The organism is Dehalobacter sp. TBBPA1, from assembly GCF_040931655.1.
Taxonomy (GTDB): Bacteria; Bacillota; Desulfitobacteriia; order Desulfitobacteriales; family Syntrophobotulaceae; genus Dehalobacter; species Dehalobacter restrictus.
The window spans coordinates 258,974-278,310 of record NZ_CP162385.1 but is presented as its reverse complement, the minus strand read 5'-3'; the positions used below and the strand labels follow the sequence as shown (position 1 = coordinate 278,310).

The following is a 19,337-nucleotide window of genomic DNA, read 5'->3' as shown; positions in this document are numbered from 1 at the left end:
ACCGTTCTACGACATATCATGCAAAGGCCGCACCGTCCTGGCGCGGATGGAAAGGGGGATATATGAAAGAAGTTAAAGCAATCATATTAATTCTAATAATATTTATTTGTTCTGCGTGTACAAGTAATCATAGTACGAGCCAATCAACATCCACTGAACAAAATACAACTCCGACAGTGGGTGCATCAAATGATATACTGGCACTACGTGGGGAATATTTTGATTTTAGTATAAAAAATCGTTTGGACTATGTACCTTTTTTCGATGAAGGAAAAGCTCCAACCACTAGTGTAGAATACCTTTTTTATGCCTTTGCTATCAACCTTTATAATTGGGGAGATGATAAAGGCATAATGACTAGAGAATATGTTGAGCAGGTTATTCAAACTCACTTTGATGTTAAAGAGATTACTCATGAATCTATGCGAAAGGGTTGGGATTATGATGGTAAGAAATACATCGCAGTTCCACAGGGCATTAAAGAAGAGCCGATCTATGTGCTTCAAAAGTATGAAACATATAACAAAAACGGACTAACCATTTATAAAATAACTTTGGATTATTGTAGCTTCCATGGTCTTGTTCCTACAGAGGAGGACATGGCCAATATTCGTGCTAATATTGGTTTGGATAATCTATCCTCTTTGACAGTATTACAGAAAGAGTGTTTTCAATATTACATAGATAAGAAAACTGAGGCTATAGTATTTATATCTCATAATATAGTTAATTAGTTTTACAGGATTTTTTTGGCGTACGTTTTAGGCAGTGCCGTAAATGGCGCTGCTGAGTCTGGGGCACGATACGTCGTAGAACAGGATCGTAGGGGCCGCCGTCCTGACGTCCTCTGAATTAATATTATTCGGAATTACTACATCTAAGGTCGATTATACGGCTTCAACTACAAGGAATGGAGTGTATCGATTAACATTATTAATGATTGGGAAAGTCTTAGATCTTCCATTTCATCACTGAAATAACGCATTAAAGACTATAAGATGAAATACTTCGCAGTTTGTACTATACTATAAAGAAGATTACCAATAAGGCTCGTTCCAACTGAAAAGTATATGACTTTTATACTTGGGGGGTATATCCGCTGGATATCTACATGACCACACTTCTGGAAAAATTAAATGCATTTAATCCAAAACTCTATAAATCCGCCAATGGGCTATCTGCGATCCGAACCTTGAAACTAATAGAAACTGGAAAGCAGACCTTTGAATCCGATATTCTGTATATGGGTACTAACGCTAACCTTGAAACTTTTGCCAACAATGGCGGAACTCATCTTATTTTGATAACAGATGAGGCTTTGCCAGATTACTTCGAAAAGAATCCACCCTTTAACCTATTGAAAATTGAGGGAGAAATTAGTTTTAATGCAGTTTTTAATACGATACAGGATATTTTCGACAATAAAACCAAACACTCCCTTGATTCTGAAATCTTACTAGATTCTCTCGCTCAGGGGCAGGGAATACAACATATTATCGATATGGCATTCCCATTAATAGGAAACCCAATGATGGTTTTAGATAAAAGTCTTAAGCTGCTTGCTTATACAAAAAATATTACGGTTAATGATCCTATGTGGATTGAACTGACAACAAAAGGATTTTTTTCTTACGAGACTGTTTCTTTGATGAAACACAAAAAAGCTTTAGAAAAAGTGAACAACAGCAAACTCCCGGTGTTGTTCTTATCTAAAGAAAAAATTGGGGATGACCATTCCAATAGCAATTATTCAGTATTTCCTTTACTATCGGAACCCTCTGTTTCTCAAGTACTGTCAAGTATTAATATTAAAGGAAAAGCTGTCGGCAGAGTTGTAATAATGGAAGTATTACAACCGATTAAGGATGAAGATATCGATCTTCTTACACTTTTATGCAAAGTCATTTCCTCTGAAATGCAGAAAAACAAGTTTCTGATTAACTCAAAAGGGATTATGTACGAATATTTTTTAGCTGACTTGCTTAGTAAAAAGTTAAAGGACTCAAAGGTAATCAATGAAAGATTAATGTATTTGGATTGTAATTTCAAAAAAAACTTATGTATTCTTACGATAAGACCCTCTCAATTTGACCTTGCAAATATTCCCCTTTCCTACATTAGAGATATGGTGGGAAGTCTGATTAGTTTCAGCAAACCGATCATTTATGAGGATAACGTCGTGATCCTGATTAGCAGGAGTATCGATACTCCCTTTCACGAAATTGATTTTGAGTATATGTTTGAGTTCCTTAGTGAAAATAACCTACATGCTGGGTTAAGTCGCACTTTTCAAGACCTCAGTGAAACCTATAAATTTTACCAGCAATCACTTACAGCAATGGATATCGGCGTAAAATCTTCTCAAGAAAAGTTTTTCTTTGAATATGAAAAATATTTAATAGATCATGTTATTGAGTTATGCTCATCTTACACCGACTTAAAAGATTTATGTCATCCATCCCTCCTAACCCTTATAGATTACGACCAGATAAATAAAACTAATTTCACCCAAACACTCTATACTTTTATAGAAAATTCAAAGAAACTAATTGAAACCGCAAACATTTTACATATTCACCGTAACACAATGAGCCTTCGTATTGAAAAAATACAAGAAATCATGGAAGTGGATCTAGATGACATTAATTTTCTAGTTCACCTGCAGTTTTCTTTTAAAGTTCTAGACTACATAAACAATTTGAATCTAAATAACGACTAAAATAAACAAAGGCGCTAGACAATATTGCTTTGTCTAGCGCTTTGACGTACATAATTAATCTCCATAATCATTAATTCTTAGGGCTACATCCAGGAATGCCATAACGCCCAGAGGCTTAGACAACCAACTGCAGATCCCGCAAAGAGAAGCATTGCCCCTCTTGCCCTTGCAACCTTGTGCTTGCCCACAGCATTGATGTAAACGAAGGACGTTCCCATTACGATACAGGCATAAATCAAATAAATCAGCGCCCAGCCGTACCAAGTCATAACCTTCCCGCTGGCAGAAGTGAGACTATTAACTCCGATCTCAATTAAAACAGATAAGGCCCCGACGAAAAAAGAGTAAATCATTCCTACCATACGCTCACCTCCTTTGCTTTGTAATCTAGAGATCTAAACATTAAAATAGTTCCGGCCATTCCAGCCACCACTTATTTTCTTCTAAGACTTCGGTACCGTAACCAAAGAAATCATCAATATTTTTTAATAGCCTTGCAGCTAATTGCGACTTGGAAGCCGCGGCTACTCCCATCGAGTGGAACCAACTCTCTTCCTTATTGTTCCATGGACAAACTTTCATACAACGCCCGCACATCACACCATTCTTATTACTAATCCGGAATGTCGCGCATTTTTGGACATTGGTATTCCATTTTTCATAGCCATTATGAATGATAGGATTATCATCATGACTGATAGCTCCCGAAGGGCATTCATCCGCACATTTTTTACACGTGACACAGAATTCCCGGGCCCCAAAGGATATGGGTTTATCGGGTTCCATCGGCATGTCCGTCGTAACAACGGCTGCCTTGAAACGGTAACCCAGGCGGGGATGAGCAACACATTCACCGGTACGCGTCATTTCACCCAGACCACACGCTACCAATACCGGCGGCACTACCACCTGATAATTTCCACAATGATGCGCTCTTGCCGAATACCCAAGATTACGAATATAAGCGGCAATAGAACAAGCAATCACACCCGAGTTCATATAAGCCATATAGCTTTGGGATGCACTAATTCCGTCGTAGCCCGTTGAACTCAATACGGTAGGCAAACTCTGGTCTACGATGATGCCTATGGCGTATTTATGCGTTGTGGTTATCGGGGTCGCATTCGAAGCATTATAGGGCCCGTGGCCTACCGCAGGACCTTTCTGAGAATAGAAAGCGTGAGGCGGCATCAGCCCAACACCAACCTCTGACGCGCCAAGAAACATACCGAGATCTTTAATATGGTTCGCCAGCAAATCCTGCGGCGGCAAAGGAAGTTTGTCCTCTCTTACCGGCCCGTCCACAAATTCGGGCGTACCGATGGAATGAGACATGGTGAATAGGGCACTCATTAACGGATGCTTGCCGCCAAGTTTAATTAATGACTTTATTACCTGGTCGCCATAAATACCACGAGCAGCTTTGGCAAACCCTGTTTCCGTTTCACTGATCCTTTCAATGGGCCCAACAATTTTTGTTGAACCTAATTGTGTCGCATTTTCAGGGTTATACTCATGCCGTTTGACGAAGACAGCTCCGTGGTCTCCGGCCTTGAGAACTGTTTCTTTATTGGATTTCTGAAGGGCGGCTTTGCTATATCTTACTTTCGTGACCGACGGCTTTAAGGATTTATCTGCCGTATCGGGTGCAGTTCTGCTTTTATGAATCTCCTGTTGATCTTGGTTTTTTTGGTTTTCTGTATTCATTTTTTTCACCTCATATATATTTTAATAATTAATGATTTTGAATTGCAATTGATAAAATTTGTTTCAGTGATGAATATATTTTACTATTAAAAAATGACCACCCCCACTTACTATGACATGTTTTTGTACAATTGATTGAATATAATGGGCGACAAAATACAACTAGATATCGCCAATAAAATGATTGTTCCGCTTAAACTAGCGTCGATCAGTCCGTAGTTTAAACCAACTGCACTAATGGCAATGACTAAACTTAATCTCGAAGATAGAAGAGCTTCTGCTGCCAGGGCTTTCCTCCATGAGAAACTCTGTCGCAAAATTAAGGCGGGAATAAGACGTACGAAATAGACTGAAAATAATAAAATGGGAAGAAGGTATATATTTTCTGGTTTACGGATAATGTCAGTAATATTTAAGTTCATACCAACAACGACGAAAAAAAATGGTGTAAAAATTCCATACCCTATAGAATCTAATTTGGAATATATCGGTGAAGTTTCCCGGTCATTAAGAAGAGAAACTATCAAGCCGGCCATAAAAGCGGCTAGGATGATTTCTGTTTTTAAGGTCTGCGCTAGCAAAATGAATAAAATTAAAAGGGCAAAGGCTCCTCTGATTTTAATTTGAGCGTTTTTTCCGGCAAGCTTTTCAACAGCGGGAAAATTCATCGCTTTTTGTCCCAGCTTCCAGAAGACGAAGAAGGCTGGAACTAACAGGATAATTAAAAATACTTCTGAAATCGAATCTGAGGTTATCGATGTTATATATACCGACAATAAAACCATGGTTATAATATCAGCAAACATCGCACCTAAAAGTATGACCTGTCCGTAAGCTGAAGATAATAGATCGCGTTCCTTTAATATTGGAACGACAACTCCTACCGATGTGGTGGAAAGGACGAGACCGATAATGACATAATTGGATATTAAACCTGCTTGTTTGAGCACAAAAGCCAATCCAAATGATAGGACCATTGTGATGAGAGCCACAGTCAAAGCTAGAATTGCGGGTCTCTCATAAGTTCTTGAACTTTGATGCCGAGTAGATGATATTAAGTCAAGGTTTATTTCCACACCTGCCAGGAACATAAGAAACAAAAAACCCAGATTATAGAGGAAATTAATATTGTCCGTAATATCAAATAAGTTAAATCCGCTTTTTCCAAGAATCATGCCCGCAATAATTTCTCCGACAACGATAGGAATGGTGATTATTTTTATTTTGTTTAAAATCAGAGGAACAATGACTGCGGTAATAGCGATAATTAACAACGGTAAATAACTGATTTCTTTTGCCATATCTTACTAAGTCACTCTCTCCTTGTTCTAACTTTGATTAGGCCTAGCGTACGAGAACTATTTTTTAAATAACTCAGGCCACTGAAGCCACCAGCGGTTTTCCTGTATAACTTCGGTACCATATCCGAAGAAATCATCGACATTCTTCAATAATCTTGCTGCAAGCTTAGATTTGGAAGCAGCGTAAATACCCACGGTATGGAACCAGCTATCCTCTTTATTGTTCCAGGGACAGGATTTCATACACACGCCGCACATGGCTCCTTTTGTATTGCAAATACGGAAAGATGTGCATTTCTTAATATCTGTGGGCCACTTTTCATAGTTGTTAAACTGTGACGGATGATCGTCATGACTAATTGCGCCTGATGGACACAAATCTGCACATTTTTTACATGTTACACAAAATTCCCTTGCTCCAAAAGAAATAGGTCCATCGGGTTCCAAAGGCATATCCGTCGTTACAGCGGCCGCCTTAAATCGGAATCCGAGCCTCGGATGCACAATACTCTCACCAGTACGCGACATTTCGCCTAACCCGGCGGCAACGAGAGCCGGTGCTAAAATCATTTGATAATTCCCGCAGTGATGCGCCCTGGCCGAATACCCCATGTTTCTGATATAAGATGCAATGGAAGTCGCGATCACACCGGATGTGAAATAGGCGTAATAGCTCTGACTGGAGCTGATCCCATCCATACCCGTCGATGAAAGAATCGTATCTAAATTTTGATCAATAAGAATGCCTATAACATATTTATGGTTTGTGGTTACCGGGGTTTTTTCGTTGGGCTTTTTCAAGCCACGGGCTACTTCGACAGCATGCGGTACAGTGTGTGTCCAATACGCATACTCGGGCATCAATCCTACTCCAACCTCATCCGCCTTGAGAAATTTAGCGAGATCCTTGATATGTTGGGTCATGGATCTCGGATCAGGAATAGGAAGAGGCTCGGCTCTTACAGGTCCGTCTACGACGTTTTCACCGCCAATGACATGTGACATATTGAAAAGAGATTTTACCAAAGGATGCCTTTCTGGGATCTTCTTTAAACCTTCAGCAACCTCGGGACCGTATTCTCCTCTGCCCGCCCTGTTAAAGCCTGTATCTTCTGCGCTTTTTCTAGGGATAGGACCAAAAATTTTCGTTGATCCCATATAATTTGGGGAATAATCGAGATGTTTGACTGGAATGCCGTAATTTCCCCCTCCAAGAATCGTCGTGGTTTTCCCCACTCTGGAAAGTGCGGCTTTGTTAAAGGCAACCGTCATACCGGCGGCGTTCGCAATGGTATCTCCAAACTGGGCATATTGATCTCTGGTCTGTTTAAAGTCTTTGTAGACTGATTCTTTTTCTTTATCGTTATAAGTCCCCATGATTTCCCTCCATCATCATGAATTTTTAAGGATACATACAGTAACGCCAAAACAGCAAAAGTACTAAAATACCAGCTGCAGATCCCGCAAAGAGAAGTATTGCACCTCTCCTCGTGGCAACTTTATGCTTTCCCACAGCATTAATGTAAACGAAGGAAACTCCCATAACGATACAGACATAAATGAAATAAATTAGCACCCAGCCGTACCAGGACAAAATCATTCCGTTAGCAGATGCAAGACTATTAACTCCAATTCCTATTAAAATAGATAAGGCCCCTACAAAAAACGAGTAAATCATTCCAGCCATTTGCTCACCTCCTTTGCTTTGTTATCTTTTTGTATTTCTCAAGACAGTAAGCTAAATTTAATTTATAATAACTTTTTCATGGATAATTTAATCATAAAATATCAAGTTAAGATATATGCGCGATGTTAGTAATTATCATTTATTTTAGTGCATTGAGCACTATATATATTTTTTTTAATCGATAAAAATTTTGGTTTTTAAACAAAAAAAGACACCAACTACAATTAAATAATCGGTGTCAGAGATTTTTTTCTGCTGTCTACTTGATAGGAAATATTTTGTTTTTTAAAGGTTTATATTAATTACAAACCCTCACCGTAAATTTCTATGAAACGCACACAATTTTTCTTATCGAAATTCACTGCCATCATAGATTTTGGGGTTTTTACCGTTAAATGATAACACTCATCATACATTCTAAATTCCAATTTCGCATAGAACATTTCCATATGATCCCCGCCATAGATATTTTGATAAGCCCATTTACGCAACGTTTTATCATCTCCAGGGAATTTATTCAGCACGTCTTCAATCTTATCTCCGACCTTGATTCCTCTAGGAAAGATTTCCTTCGAAGATACAGACAAGTTTAGATTCTTCAAGCGGTAGACACCATCACTTTCATAAAAGCCGTAAAGGACACCGTTCTTTTTAAAAGATTTCACTCCAGGGGCGTTATCAAAAAACTCATCATAGCCGCCAATAATTCCGAGTACCTCTTCATAGCTCATCTCTAGACGAACACCTCCGGTAAATACTAATTCGTCATCAGTAAAGTATTTACTTGGGTCATAAGGAATGGTCGCTATATCCTCACTAGGAGCCGACGAGCTATTTGAATGCAAATTATTTTGAGGACTTTCAACAGCATTTGTCCTCGGCGTTTGTGGAGTTTCCGAAAGTGATTCCTGTTGTGTCAGCGCAGACGATGTTTCAGATGCATTATTACTACATCCCGTCTGCATAACTACCAAAAAAACTGCCATACAGATAATTACTATCAATTTTTGCATATCTGTACTCCTCTTGAAATTTTATACAAAGCTATCCTCCAGAATAATCCGCGCATGGAGGCGCGGCCATGCGTACGATTTCGTAGAACGACGGTATTTCCGAACTAGTTCGGAAATACTTACTATATTAGAAATTAGTTTTTCCATTTAAGCCCACAACAAATCCAAACAGCCTTATAAACTTCTTTCATCAAGTCTTCCTTCGATAAACTGATCTGGTTTGTCAGAAATGCACTTAATTTGGTAACGGTTACTTTTTAATTTGATATTCGTGAAACTTCACTGCTATCCTTCTAAAAAATTAAAATATGTGGAAATTAATTCTAAAAATAACAAAGCAGCCCTTTGCTGGAAGAGGCTGCTTATATTGAAGCGCAAGAAACCGCAGGGGAAACACTCCCTGCGGTTTCTTGGTTGAAATTTAAAAACAGTTAATTTCTGAAACTGTGGATCGGTGCCGGAATTCTGCCGCCCCGGTTAATGAACTCTTCCGCGCTGTATGGATTGACCGCCATGATCGGTGCATAGCCCAGCAAGCCGCCGAACTCGGCAGTATCGCCGACCCCTTTGCCATGGACAGGAATCACGCGGACTGCGGTGGTTTTATGATTGATGACGCCGATGGCGGCTTCGTCTGCAATCATGGCCGAGATCGTCGATTCCTTGGTATCTCCGGGTATCGCAATCATATCCAGTCCTACGGAGCAGACACTGGTCATCGCCTCGAGCTTGTCAAAGGTCAGTGCGCCGCACTTGACCGCATTGATCATCCCTTCATCTTCGCTGACCGGAATAAACGCTCCGCTTAGTCCTCCTACGGAGGAGGAGGCCATGATGCCGCCTTTTTTAACAGCGTCATTCAACATGGCCAGCGCTGCAGTCGTGCCATGGGTTCCACAGGCTTCCAAGCCCATTTCTTCAAGAATCCTGGCCACACTGTCTCCGATTTCCGGTGTTGGGGCCAGGGACAAATCCAAAATGCCGAACGGTACATCCAGTCTTCTGGATACTTCGTTGCCAACCAGCTGGCCGGCCCGGGTAATTTTAAAGGCAGTCTTCTTAATATTCTCGGCTACGACATGCAAGGGTTCTCCCTTAACCTTCTCCATGGCACATTTAACGACGCCGGGACCGCTTACCCCGACATTGATCACAACTTCAGGTTCACCAACCCCGTGGAAGGCGCCTGCCATAAACGGATTGTCATCGACGGCATTCGCAAACACCACCAGCTTCGCACAACCCAGAGAATCCCTGTCCCTGGTCAAATAAGCTGTATCTTTAATGACTTTTCCCATCATCTTGACTGCATCCATGTTGATGCCGGCTTTGGAATTGGCCACATTCACAGACGAACATACCCGTTCTGTTTCATTCAGAGCTTCAGGGATGGATTCGATTAAGATTCTGTCACCTTTTGTAAAGCCTTTCTGCACCAGAGCGGAGAAGCCTCCGATAAAGTTAACGCCGACCTCCCGGGCTGCTTTGTCCAGCGTTCTCGCAAACTCGACATAGCTTTCGTCTTCACTCCCGGAGGCGATGATAGCCATCGGCGTAACGGATATTCGTTTATTGATAATGGGAATGCCATATTCAGTTTCGATTTCATTGCCGACTTTGACAAGATTTTGTGCCAACCTGGTAATTTTGTCATAAATTCTCCGGCGGGCCTTTTCTCCTGAAGCGTCAATGCAATCAAGCAAAGAAATGCCCATCGTGATGGTCCTGATATCCAGTTTTTCTTTCTCGATCATGCGGGTGGTTTCAAAAATATTTTTATAGAGACTCATTATTTACCTCCAAAAGACTTCCCCTGTTTCTGGCTGGCAACTTGTCAACCCTTGTTAACTGTAAGTTAAATATTGTGCATGTAGTCAAAGATCTCTTCTCTTTGAATCTTCACCGACAATCCGATCTCTTTACCGAAGGCATCGAGCTCTTCCTTCAGGACACTGAAATCGCATTTTATATTGGAAAGATTGACCAGCATCATCATGGTGAAATAATCCTGCAAAATCGTCTGGCTGATATCCTCCACGTTTACATTATTCTCCATCAGGATCTTGGTAACGCCATAGATGATCCCGACTTTATCTTTTCCTATTACAGTGACAATTCCTTTCATTGTAACACCTCCGTTTGTTTCATTTTATTCTATCATTTCCTGATAAACAAAAGCAAAAATAGCGCAGTCCTTCTCAAATATTAGGTGCCTGCGAAAAATAATAAAGAAATGGCCGAATAATAAGCGGGATCGACCATTTCTTAATCACCGTCAGATGTAAAAAAAATTATTCGCCGCCGCTTTCTCCTAACATGTTAAGAAGCGTCATCTGTTCTTCTTTTATTTTTGCCAATTCATCTGCAAAATTGAGTGCTGCCAGGATAGCTACCTGATGTGCTGGTATCCTCGGGAATTTCAACGCAATTTCTTCCATTCTTTTATCGACATCATGGGCGAGTTTCTTGATATATTCCTCAGATCCCTTGCCGCGAATAACATGAAGTTCTCCGAATATCAGAACCGATACTTTTTGTTCTTCCGGATTCACTGTCTTCACCCGCTCTCCTGTCTAGTACCTTGTTACATCATCATTATTGTTTATTTTCGCCATTTTGCCCCAAATTCCTGCTGTATTCCCGAAAGGATGTCGAAATTAAAAGTGTTCACTTCTTCATCTTTCAAGGTTCGTTCTGCAGACTGGTAACGCATCGTAAAGGCAAGGCTTTTGTGTCCTGCCGGAACGGGCTGTCCTTGATACACGTCGAACAGCTCTACTTCTTTCAGGAATTCCCCGCCGAGTGCCATGACCTTTTTCTTAATATCCTCTGCGGATACCTCTTCAGGAACCACAACGGCCAGGTCACGCTGAATTGCCGGATAACGCGGATACGATTTGGCAATAACCGCGAGATTGGCATTCCTGGAAAGCGCTCCAAAATCGAGCTCAAACAGCACCGGACACTGCAGGTCCCATTTCTGGTCGAGCTGTGGATAGATTTCCCCGAGAATACCAAGGTACTCCCCTTTGCTGTAAATGCTTGCGGACCTTCCGGGATGAAGCAGGCTGCAGTACTTGCCTTCCTCAATTCTCCGATATTCAAATTCCATTCCGCATTCTTCCGCAATTTGTGTCAGGATCCCTTTGACATAAAAGAAATCAAATTTCACCTGCGAATTCAGCCAGTGGCGTTTGCTTTCCCCCTGCGCCAAGCCAGCAATCCGGGAAACCTCATTGGGCTGCTCCTTTAACGGCAGCTCTTTTGGCAAATAGACATTGCCGATTTCAAACAGCAGCAGATCCGTGTTGCGTCTGGCGGTATTTCTGGACGCAATCTCCAATAGTCCGGGCAGAAGTGACGTCCTCATCGTTCCTAATTCTTCCCTTAATGGATTTAAGAGCGGGATATTCCGGCCTTCTGACCCCCATTGATCATCCATTTCTTTATTGCTGAAAGAGTAGGAAATAACCTCGTTCATCCCGGCTTTGATCAGGATTTTACGCAGTTTGCGCCGGAAAACCTGTTCAGGTGTCCTGCACCCTTGCGTTTGGCTGCCCTGCGGCAGGGTGGTAGGAATCTTATCATAGCCTATGATGCGGGCAATCTCTTCAATCAAGTCAACTTCAATTTTAAGGTCCTGCCTGTAAGAAGGAATTTCAACACTGTACCGGCAATCAGACAATTTCAGATATTCAAAATCAAGAGCTTCAAACACCTTTTCAATTTCCTGATCCGTATATTCCACACCTAGGACCTGATTGACCGTGGAAACCGCTATTTCGATCCGAACCTTGGGCGGAAGCGCACAGACTTTTTCCGTAAAGGACATCGGTACACCCGCCTCGAGTTCCAGCAGCAATTCTGCCACTCTGCCCAGGGTTGGGACTGTCCAGTAAGGATTGACGCCTTTTTCAAAACGGCTGGAAGACTCCGAACGGAGTCCCAGCTTTCTGCTGGTACGCCGGACACTCGAACCGAGAAAATGTGCTGATTCAAACAGGATCCTGCAGGTCTTGCCGGTCACTTCGCTTTCCAGTCCGCCCATGACACCGGCAATGGCCTGCGGCCCGTTATCGTCGGCAATAACCAGCATATCGGGTTCCAATTTTCTTTCGATGCCGTCCAGGCTGACCATGGTTTCACCTTGTTTGGCTTTGCGGACTCTGACCGTACCCTGAAGTTTATCCCGGTCGAACGCATGAAGCGGCTGTCCCATTTCCAGCATGCAGTAGTTGGTAATATCGACAATATTATTGATCGGACGGACTCCGGCAGCCCGGAGCCGATTCTGCATCCAAACCGGCGAGGGTTGAATGACGACATCATCCACCAGCAGGGCCGAATAACGCCAGGAAAGTTCCGGATCTTCAATTTCAACCTTCTGCCTGACATCTTCCGGCCAGGAAGGCATTTCCTCCCGGGCCCATTCCGGCAGAACAGGCTTCTTCCCGAGCAAAGTCCCGGCTTCTCTCGCAACATTGACCATCGCCAGACAATCCGGTCGGTTAGGGTAAAGTTCCAGTTCCAGGACGCTGTCCTGCAAACCGAGATAGGTTTCCAGGCTCTCACCGACAGGCGCGTCAGGAGACAGGATCAGGATCCCGCCTTTACTGCGTTCCTGACCGACAGCTTCGATCTCAAGTTCCTTGTCGGAACAAAGCATCCCATACGATTTTACGCCTCTCATATTGACCGGTTGAATCTCTTTACCCCCTGGAAGCACCGCTCCCGGAACGGCTACCGGTACTTTATCCCCGATAAGGACATTTGATGCACCCGTTACAATGGTCAGTTCTTCCCTGCCGGTATTCAAACGGCATACCTGCAGTTTTTGGGCATCGGGATGGGGCTGGATATCCAGAATTTCACCGATATAGACTTCTGCAAAGCCTTTATTCAAGCATTCTACCCCTTCAACTTCAATCCCGCCCCCGGTCAGGACTTCTGCCAGTTCTTCAGGACTGAGACAAAGCTCGAGGTATTGTTTTAGCCATTCCATACTTACTCTCATCAGAGTATCCTCCATACATTAACATGTTATAGGATCAATAAAAACAATCTATCTGTAATCACTCAAATATCAAATTATTTAAAGATCAATGTCCTAGAACTGCTCCAGGAAGCGGATATCATTATCAAAAAGCAGCCGCATATCTTCAATGCCGTATTTCAGCATTGCAATCCGTTCTACGCCCATACCGAAAGCAAAGCCTGTTACTTCCTTAGGATTATATCCTCCCATCTCCAGCACATGCGGATGAACCATTCCGGCCCCCAAGATTTCAATCCAGCCGGTCCCTTTGCACAGCCTGCAGCCTGCACCACCACAAAGCATGCAGGATACATCAACTTCAGCACTGGGCTCAGTAAATGGGAAGAAGCTCGGCCTCAAGCGGATTTCGCGAGATTCGCCAAACATTTGTCTGGAGAAATACAGAAGCAGTCCTTTGAGATCGGACATTCTGACTCCCTTATCGACCAGCAGCCCCTCTACCTGATGGAACATCGGCGAGTGGGTTGCATCATCATCGTTGCGGAAGACTTTACCTGGCGCAATGATCTTGACCGGAAGCTGGGGTCTTTGTTTCTCCATGGTTCTGATCTGGACCGGCGAGGTCTGCGTCCGAAGCAGAATATCCTCGGTGATAAAAAATGTATCCTGCATATCCCTGGCCGGATGGTCTTTCGGGAGGTTCAGCGCTTCAAAGTTATAGTAATCCGTTTCTATTTCTGGTCCCTCAGCAATGGTAAAACCCATGCCCATAAAAATATCTTCAATTTCCTCAATCACTTTGCTTAAAGGATGCTGGTGTCCTTGAGGCAAAGAATACCCCGGCAGACTGATATCGATCCGTTCTTCCCTTAGTCTGCTTTCCAAAGCATTCTTTTCAAATTCCCTCCATTTTTTGTCCCAGGCATCTTCGAGCTGCGTGCGCAGTTCATTAACGATCTGCCCCATTTTGGGACGCTCTTCCGCGCTGAGCTGACCCATCTGCTTCAGCAAGGATGTGAGTGATCCCTTTTTGCCCATCACGCGAACTTTTAGCTCCTGAAGCTCTTCCGACGAAGTCAGCTTGGTCAGTTGCGCCAGTGTATCTTCTTTTATTTTTTGAATTTCTTCTCGCATCGCGGTCACCCTTTCAGCAATTAATTATGTAAAAAAACAATAAACCCTCGTCCGACTAGGGACGAGAGTTCGTATTCCCGTGGTACCACCCTTTTTTGACCATGCGTCAAATCATAGTTCACACTTAATAAGCTGGTAACGGCTGCCAACCGATATAACTCCCGGAATGAACTTCAACCTCAAGACTCCCATGTTGAGGTAGCTGCCTGCCTGGCCGACTTTCAGTCTGAGTCGGTCCTCCCTTTAGAGGCCTGCCTGCTTTTTGTTCCGTTCATTGTCACTTGTCAATTTGTCGTTGTTCTTGTACCAAAGATATAATTGGGGAGAACCGGTTGCCTCGAAGGCTTTCCAAAAATAATCAGGCGCTGACATTTTGAGCCCACCTTTCCTCGGCTTAGGTCCGGAAAGCAAAGTAATTGTTTTCTTTGCCTGATCAGAATTATATCATTTTCAATCATGGTTTACAAGAATTGTCCCTGTCTTCGCATTTCATAAAGGAATATTCCGGCAGCCATTGACGCATTCAACGATTCAACATTGTTAAACATTGGAATGGAATAGTGCTTAGCGGCCTTTTCCATAAAAAAAGCTGACGGCCCTGTTGCTTCATTTCCCATAATTAATGCCAAAGGATAGTCTTCACGAATGTTCGTCTTAAATATGGAAGTTCCACCCATGGTGGATACGACCATGGAACATTCTTTTTGTCTGCAAAAAATTGCTATTTCTTCAGGCGTTTTATCCGCCAGAATCACCTGGGAAAAAACGGAGCCCATACTGCTGCGCAGAACTTTGGGATTATAAAGATCCACCGTTTTTTTTGTCAGAATGATTTGCTTGACATCTGCAGCCAAGGCGGTTCTCAAAATCGTACCCAAATTACCCGGGTCCTGGATTCCGTCAACGACGAGAAGAATGGTATCCTTCCGAACCTTGATATCCTGCCAGTCAAATTCGTTTTTTCGGATCATTCCGAGGATACCCTGAGGGGCTTCCGTAGCGCTCATTTTGCGCATTACCGCTTCAGACACCTCTTCAGCTTCTATTCCCAGCGCTCGTATCTCCGTCACCAGTCCGCCAATACTTAAGGATTGCTGCAAATCCGATTTTTCCATCGCCGCGTCCTGAGCCGTATAATAAATCTTCTTAAGCTGCGCTTGCCTAAGAATAGCTTCCTGTACAAAACGTTTGCCTTCTACAAGGAATTCCCTATATTCTTTACGGCCTTTTTTATCATGCAGGGATACTACATGCTTGACCTGTTCATTTTGCAAAGAAACGATCATGATGATCCTCCCGGATTACCTGGAATAGATAGAGCAAGAGTCCGGTCCTGAAAAGACCGAACTCCAAGTTCATCATAGATATTCTTGACTTAAGCATTCGCCTGAGCTTTTGCATTGGTGTTGTCGAGTTTGCTTTGGGCAACTTCTACAAGCTTCGTAAAAGCTGCAGCATCATTAACTGCCAAATCGGCCAGCATTTTGCGGTTGATATTGACATTGGCCAGCTTCAGACCGTACATCAGCCGGTTATACGTAATGTTATTCATTCGGGCAGCTGCATTAATCCTGGTGATCCACAGCTTACGAAAATCGCGTCTTCTCTGTTTGCGGTGAACATAAGCATACGCCATCGATTTAACGACTTGCTGTTTGGCCATTCTGAAAAGTTTGCTCTTACGTCCTCTATATCCTCTGGCTAATTTTAATATTTTTTTATGGCGTTCATGTGCTCTGACGCCTCTTTTTACACGGGCCATTTTTAAAGACCTCCTTTAAGTGATATTCTTACTTAACATAAGCGATCAGGCGAGCAATACGCTTCGCATCGGTACTATGCATAATCGCCGCTTTACGAAGATTCCGTTTACGCTTTGGCGACTTCTTCTCCAAGATATGGCTTTTATATGCATGATAACAAACAATTTTGCCGGTAGCAGTCTTCTTAATACGTTTGGCAGCTCCACGGTGTGTTTTCATTTTAGGCATTTATGATAACCCCCTTTTCATTTTAATCGTGTTTATGTGCGGAAGGAGCTAAAATCATAACCATATTGCGACCTTCGACTTTGGGTTCACGCTCGACAAGAGCTTCTTCACTAAGAAATTCAGCCATTCGCAAACACAATACTTTACCATGGTCTGGGTGTGTTATCTCCCGTCCTCTAAACATGATGGTAACTTTTACTTTATCGCCATCGCCTAAAAAGCGCTGGGCATTGCGAGCTTTGGTCATAAAATCATGGTCTTCAATGTTCGGGCGGAGCTTGACTTCTTTAATTTCAACAACCTTCTGCTTCTTACGGGCTTCTTTATCACGCTTCGCCTGTTCATATTTATATTTCCCATAATCCATCACCTTACAAACCGGTGGTTTGGCAGCAGGAGCAATCTCCACTAAATCAAGCGCTTTTTCAGCAGCGACGCTCAAGGCATCTTTAATAGAAATGATCCCGAGTTGTTCTCCTTCTTCACCTACTAATCGAACTTCCCGAGCCCGGATTTCTTCATTAATCCGTAAATCTTTGTTAATAGTGAATCACCTCCAATTTTTTGCTTACAACGAGCCAAAGAGTATAAAAAAATAAAGACGGTATTCCACCCGTCTTCATCATACAAAATGAGCATAACCATACTGGAAAACTCACTAGGACCTCATCGGCATTATGTCATGAGGTGAGAAGCGGATGGCTTCTACTTGGCATAAGTATTATACATAGTATAGCGTTCAATGTCAATCATCTAATATGTGATTTTAAATGTTTCATTTTCATTGGCTGGAACCGTGATCTTTCCGTCAATCATTTTTTGTTTATATTCATTTATTTTGGTATAGGTTTCTTCCGAAACCATAGATTCAGTTGTCTCTGCCAAACCGACGGCATTCTCCGCTAAGCCATACGATACATTTTTACCGGACGCCAAGGTTTTCTCTTCAATTTGTTTGATGATGCTGTAAGCGACCTCGCCGTTTTCTTTGATGACTGAAGTAAGGACAGTCTCAGGTGCCAGACTATTTTGATCAATGTCAGCACCTATGGCATACTTGCCTTTTTCCTCCATGACTTCAATCATTGCTTTTCCTGCCAGACCTGCGTTATGAAAAATAACATCGGCATCAGAATTGACCATCGCTTCCGCCATCTCTTCGACCCTGGTCTTATTGGTGAAAGTGGCGGCATTTCCTTTCAAAAGCTCACAGTTGGGATTGACGAACCGTACTCCGCTCTTGAAACCATAAAAGTAAGGCTGTGCTGCTTCTTTATTGTCCCCTGAGATAAAACCAACGACATTTGTTTCCGTCCTTTTTGCCGCCAGATACCCTGCCAGAAAAGCCGCTTCCTCTACTCTATACGACACGGCCAGAACATTGTCAGGAATGGTTCCCTCGATGGTGCTGTCCAGACAGACATAGGTAATTTTAGGGTTTTTTTCTGCCGCTTCCAGAGCTGCCGGAACGGCAGCAGGACCTATGGTGAATATGACCTGACAGTTCTGGGATTTAAGCTCGGCAAGTCCTGACGGATAGTCTTTATCATTTTTGACCTTAGCATAGCCGATCCCGGCGTTTAGTTCCTGTTGTGCCTTTTGCAGTCCTTCCCAGGCCTTTTCAGAATAAATATCCTCTATTCCGTCCTGGCCGGTTATCAGGCCGACCTTGATCGCGTAGTTTCCCGAGTCATCCGAAGGTGCGTCCTGACCGCCTCCGCCCAGAATCCCGCAGCCAGTCAGTAACAGTAAGGCTATAACAAGCAAACAAAGCATTTTTCCCCATATTTTCACTGCATTTCTTTTTAACATTTTTTCACCTCTTGTATAGCCTTCTGTTGTTCAGTGTCCAAAGTTTATCGGAAAAATTCCCAGGCTCGGTTTCATTCAGGGCTTTTTGCATATCAAACATCCTGGCATCAATGATATCCAGATAATGAAGGATTTCTGCCTCTGGAAACATCGGTCTCTTGGGACTGCCATATTCCGGCTCATAATGGTGCGAAAGCAGCATATGCTGAAGAAGGAGACTGGTCTCCTCATCGAGACCCGCCTTGCCTGCAGCCTTTTCAATTTTCTTGATTCCTTGAACAATATGGCCTAGCAGCTGCCCCTCAACTGTATATTCCGTAGCGATCCCAAGGGCATTGGCATCAATTTCATCAAGCTTGGCAACATCGTGCAGCATGATCCCGGCATAAAGAAGATCTTTATCCAGGAAAGTATAGACATCCGCTAGTTTTTCTCCAGCTTTAAGCATCGTCAGCGTATGATACAGCAGTCCCGACCTTAAGGCATGATGATTCTGCACAGCAGCCGGATGAATCAGCAGTTTCTCTCCGGCTTCTGTCAGGAGAAGCTGGACTGTTTCTCTTAGTTTGACATTCTCCATCCCGGAGAGGTATTGCAGAAGCTCAGCGTACATTGCTTCCGGACTATACGGTGCAACAGGTATAAACGCATTAATGTCAACTTGATCGTCCTCAACAACTGCACGGATTTTATCGATCTTAACTTGTCTCTTGCCTTGCCATTCCGCAATACTGCCTTTGATCTTTACAAGCATATTGCTTTGATATAGTGTTTCATCTTCCTGCTTGCAGTCCCACATCCTTGCGGTTATCTCCCCGCCGGCGTCACCTAAGACGATATCAAGATACCGGTTTCCGCCAGCCGTAGTCTTCGTTTCAACCCTGCGAATCAGGAAAAATGCGACCAAAGATTCTCCTGACTTCAACTCATTCCAATTCTTTTTCTCAGTCAAGTTACCCACCACTCTCCGGAATTTG

At 42.9% G+C, this 19,337-nt stretch carries 19 protein-coding genes and 1 other annotated feature; of the genes, 2 read left to right on the top strand and 17 right to left on the bottom strand.

The annotated features are described in order from the left end of the window. Positions 1-62 precede the first annotated feature (62 nt). Positions 63-734, top strand: a complete 672-nt coding sequence (locus tag AB3489_RS01380; RefSeq protein WP_368293690.1) for a hypothetical protein — start codon at positions 63-65, stop codon at positions 732-734. 377 nt (positions 735-1,111) lie between these two features. Further along, positions 1,112-2,719, top strand: coding sequence for a PucR family transcriptional regulator (locus tag AB3489_RS01375; RefSeq protein WP_368293689.1), 1,608 nt, complete (start codon positions 1,112-1,114; stop codon positions 2,717-2,719). An 83-nt stretch (positions 2,720-2,802) separates the two neighbouring features. Here AB3489_RS01375 and AB3489_RS01370 read toward each other — a convergent pair whose 3' ends face one another. From AB3489_RS01370 to AB3489_RS01290, 17 genes are all read right to left on the bottom strand, one after another. Then, positions 2,803-3,081 carry a dehalogenase gene (locus tag AB3489_RS01370; RefSeq protein ID WP_368293688.1) on the bottom strand — a complete coding sequence of 93 codons (279 nt, stop codon included), beginning with the start codon at positions 3,079-3,081 and terminating at the stop codon, positions 2,803-2,805. Positions 3,082-3,121: 40 nt separating this feature from the next. Beyond that, positions 3,122-4,426 carry a reductive dehalogenase gene (locus AB3489_RS01365; RefSeq protein ID WP_368293687.1) on the bottom strand — a complete coding sequence of 435 codons (1,305 nt, stop codon included), beginning with the start codon at positions 4,424-4,426 and terminating at the stop codon, positions 3,122-3,124. A gap of 110 nt (positions 4,427-4,536) precedes the next feature. Then, the gene (locus AB3489_RS01360) at positions 4,537-5,727 is read right to left on the bottom strand and encodes a cation:proton antiporter (RefSeq protein WP_368293686.1); all 1,191 of its coding nucleotides are present in this window, start codon (positions 5,725-5,727) and stop codon (positions 4,537-4,539) included. A gap of 57 nt (positions 5,728-5,784) precedes the next feature. Further along, entirely contained in the window at positions 5,785-7,104 is a 1,320-nt protein-coding gene (locus AB3489_RS01355) for a reductive dehalogenase (RefSeq protein WP_368293685.1), read from the bottom strand. A 25-nt stretch (positions 7,105-7,129) separates the two neighbouring features. Then, positions 7,130-7,414 (bottom strand): dehalogenase, encoded by a 285-nt coding sequence (locus AB3489_RS01350; RefSeq protein WP_368293684.1) that lies wholly within the window; start codon positions 7,412-7,414, stop codon positions 7,130-7,132. Positions 7,415-7,716: 302 nt separating this feature from the next. After that, positions 7,717-8,427: a hypothetical protein gene (locus AB3489_RS01345; protein WP_368293683.1), complete on the bottom strand. Its 711-nt coding sequence runs from the start codon at positions 8,425-8,427 to the stop codon at positions 7,717-7,719. Positions 8,428-8,858: 431 nt separating this feature from the next. Further along, the gene (locus tag AB3489_RS01340; protein ID WP_368293682.1) at positions 8,859-10,217 is read right to left on the bottom strand and encodes a PFL family protein; all 1,359 of its coding nucleotides are present in this window, start codon (positions 10,215-10,217) and stop codon (positions 8,859-8,861) included. 65 nt (positions 10,218-10,282) lie between these two features. After that, positions 10,283-10,552, bottom strand: a complete 270-nt coding sequence (locus AB3489_RS01335) for an ACT domain-containing protein (RefSeq protein WP_019226607.1) — start codon at positions 10,550-10,552, stop codon at positions 10,283-10,285. A 166-nt stretch (positions 10,553-10,718) separates the two neighbouring features. Then, positions 10,719-10,988: a cell division protein ZapA gene (locus tag AB3489_RS01330; RefSeq protein WP_015044023.1), complete on the bottom strand. Its 270-nt coding sequence runs from the start codon at positions 10,986-10,988 to the stop codon at positions 10,719-10,721. A gap of 41 nt (positions 10,989-11,029) precedes the next feature. Further along, positions 11,030-13,441 (bottom strand): phenylalanine--tRNA ligase subunit beta, encoded by a 2,412-nt coding sequence (gene pheT, locus AB3489_RS01325; RefSeq protein WP_368293681.1) that lies wholly within the window; start codon positions 13,439-13,441, stop codon positions 11,030-11,032. A 93-nt stretch (positions 13,442-13,534) separates the two neighbouring features. Beyond that, on the bottom strand, positions 13,535-14,557 hold the full coding sequence (gene pheS / locus AB3489_RS01320) for a phenylalanine--tRNA ligase subunit alpha (RefSeq protein WP_368293680.1): 1,023 nt from the start codon (positions 14,555-14,557) through the stop codon (positions 13,535-13,537). A gap of 461 nt (positions 14,558-15,018) precedes the next feature. Next, the gene (locus tag AB3489_RS01315) at positions 15,019-15,843 is read right to left on the bottom strand and encodes a TrmH family RNA methyltransferase (protein WP_368293679.1); all 825 of its coding nucleotides are present in this window, start codon (positions 15,841-15,843) and stop codon (positions 15,019-15,021) included. A gap of 89 nt (positions 15,844-15,932) precedes the next feature. Then, positions 15,933-16,319 carry a 50S ribosomal protein L20 gene (gene rplT, locus AB3489_RS01310; protein WP_015044027.1) on the bottom strand — a complete coding sequence of 129 codons (387 nt, stop codon included), beginning with the start codon at positions 16,317-16,319 and terminating at the stop codon, positions 15,933-15,935. A gap of 28 nt (positions 16,320-16,347) precedes the next feature. Beyond that, entirely contained in the window at positions 16,348-16,548 is a 201-nt protein-coding gene (gene rpmI / locus AB3489_RS01305) for a 50S ribosomal protein L35 (RefSeq protein ID WP_368293677.1), read from the bottom strand. A gap of 22 nt (positions 16,549-16,570) precedes the next feature. Further along, complete coding sequence (infC, locus tag AB3489_RS01300; RefSeq protein ID WP_368294554.1) at positions 16,571-17,062, bottom strand: translation initiation factor IF-3; 492 nt, start codon at positions 17,060-17,062, stop codon at positions 16,571-16,573. A 73-nt stretch (positions 17,063-17,135) separates the two neighbouring features. Continuing rightward, positions 17,136-17,265 (bottom strand) — a sequence feature (ribosomal protein L20 leader region). A 36-nt stretch (positions 17,266-17,301) separates the two neighbouring features. Continuing rightward, entirely contained in the window at positions 17,302-18,360 is a 1,059-nt protein-coding gene (locus tag AB3489_RS01295) for a BMP family protein (RefSeq protein WP_019226614.1), read from the bottom strand. Positions 18,361-18,364: 4 nt separating this feature from the next. Then, positions 18,365-19,267 (bottom strand): 3'-5' exoribonuclease YhaM family protein, encoded by a 903-nt coding sequence (locus AB3489_RS01290; RefSeq protein WP_019226615.1) that lies wholly within the window; start codon positions 19,265-19,267, stop codon positions 18,365-18,367. Between the last annotated feature and the right edge of the window lie 70 nt (positions 19,268-19,337).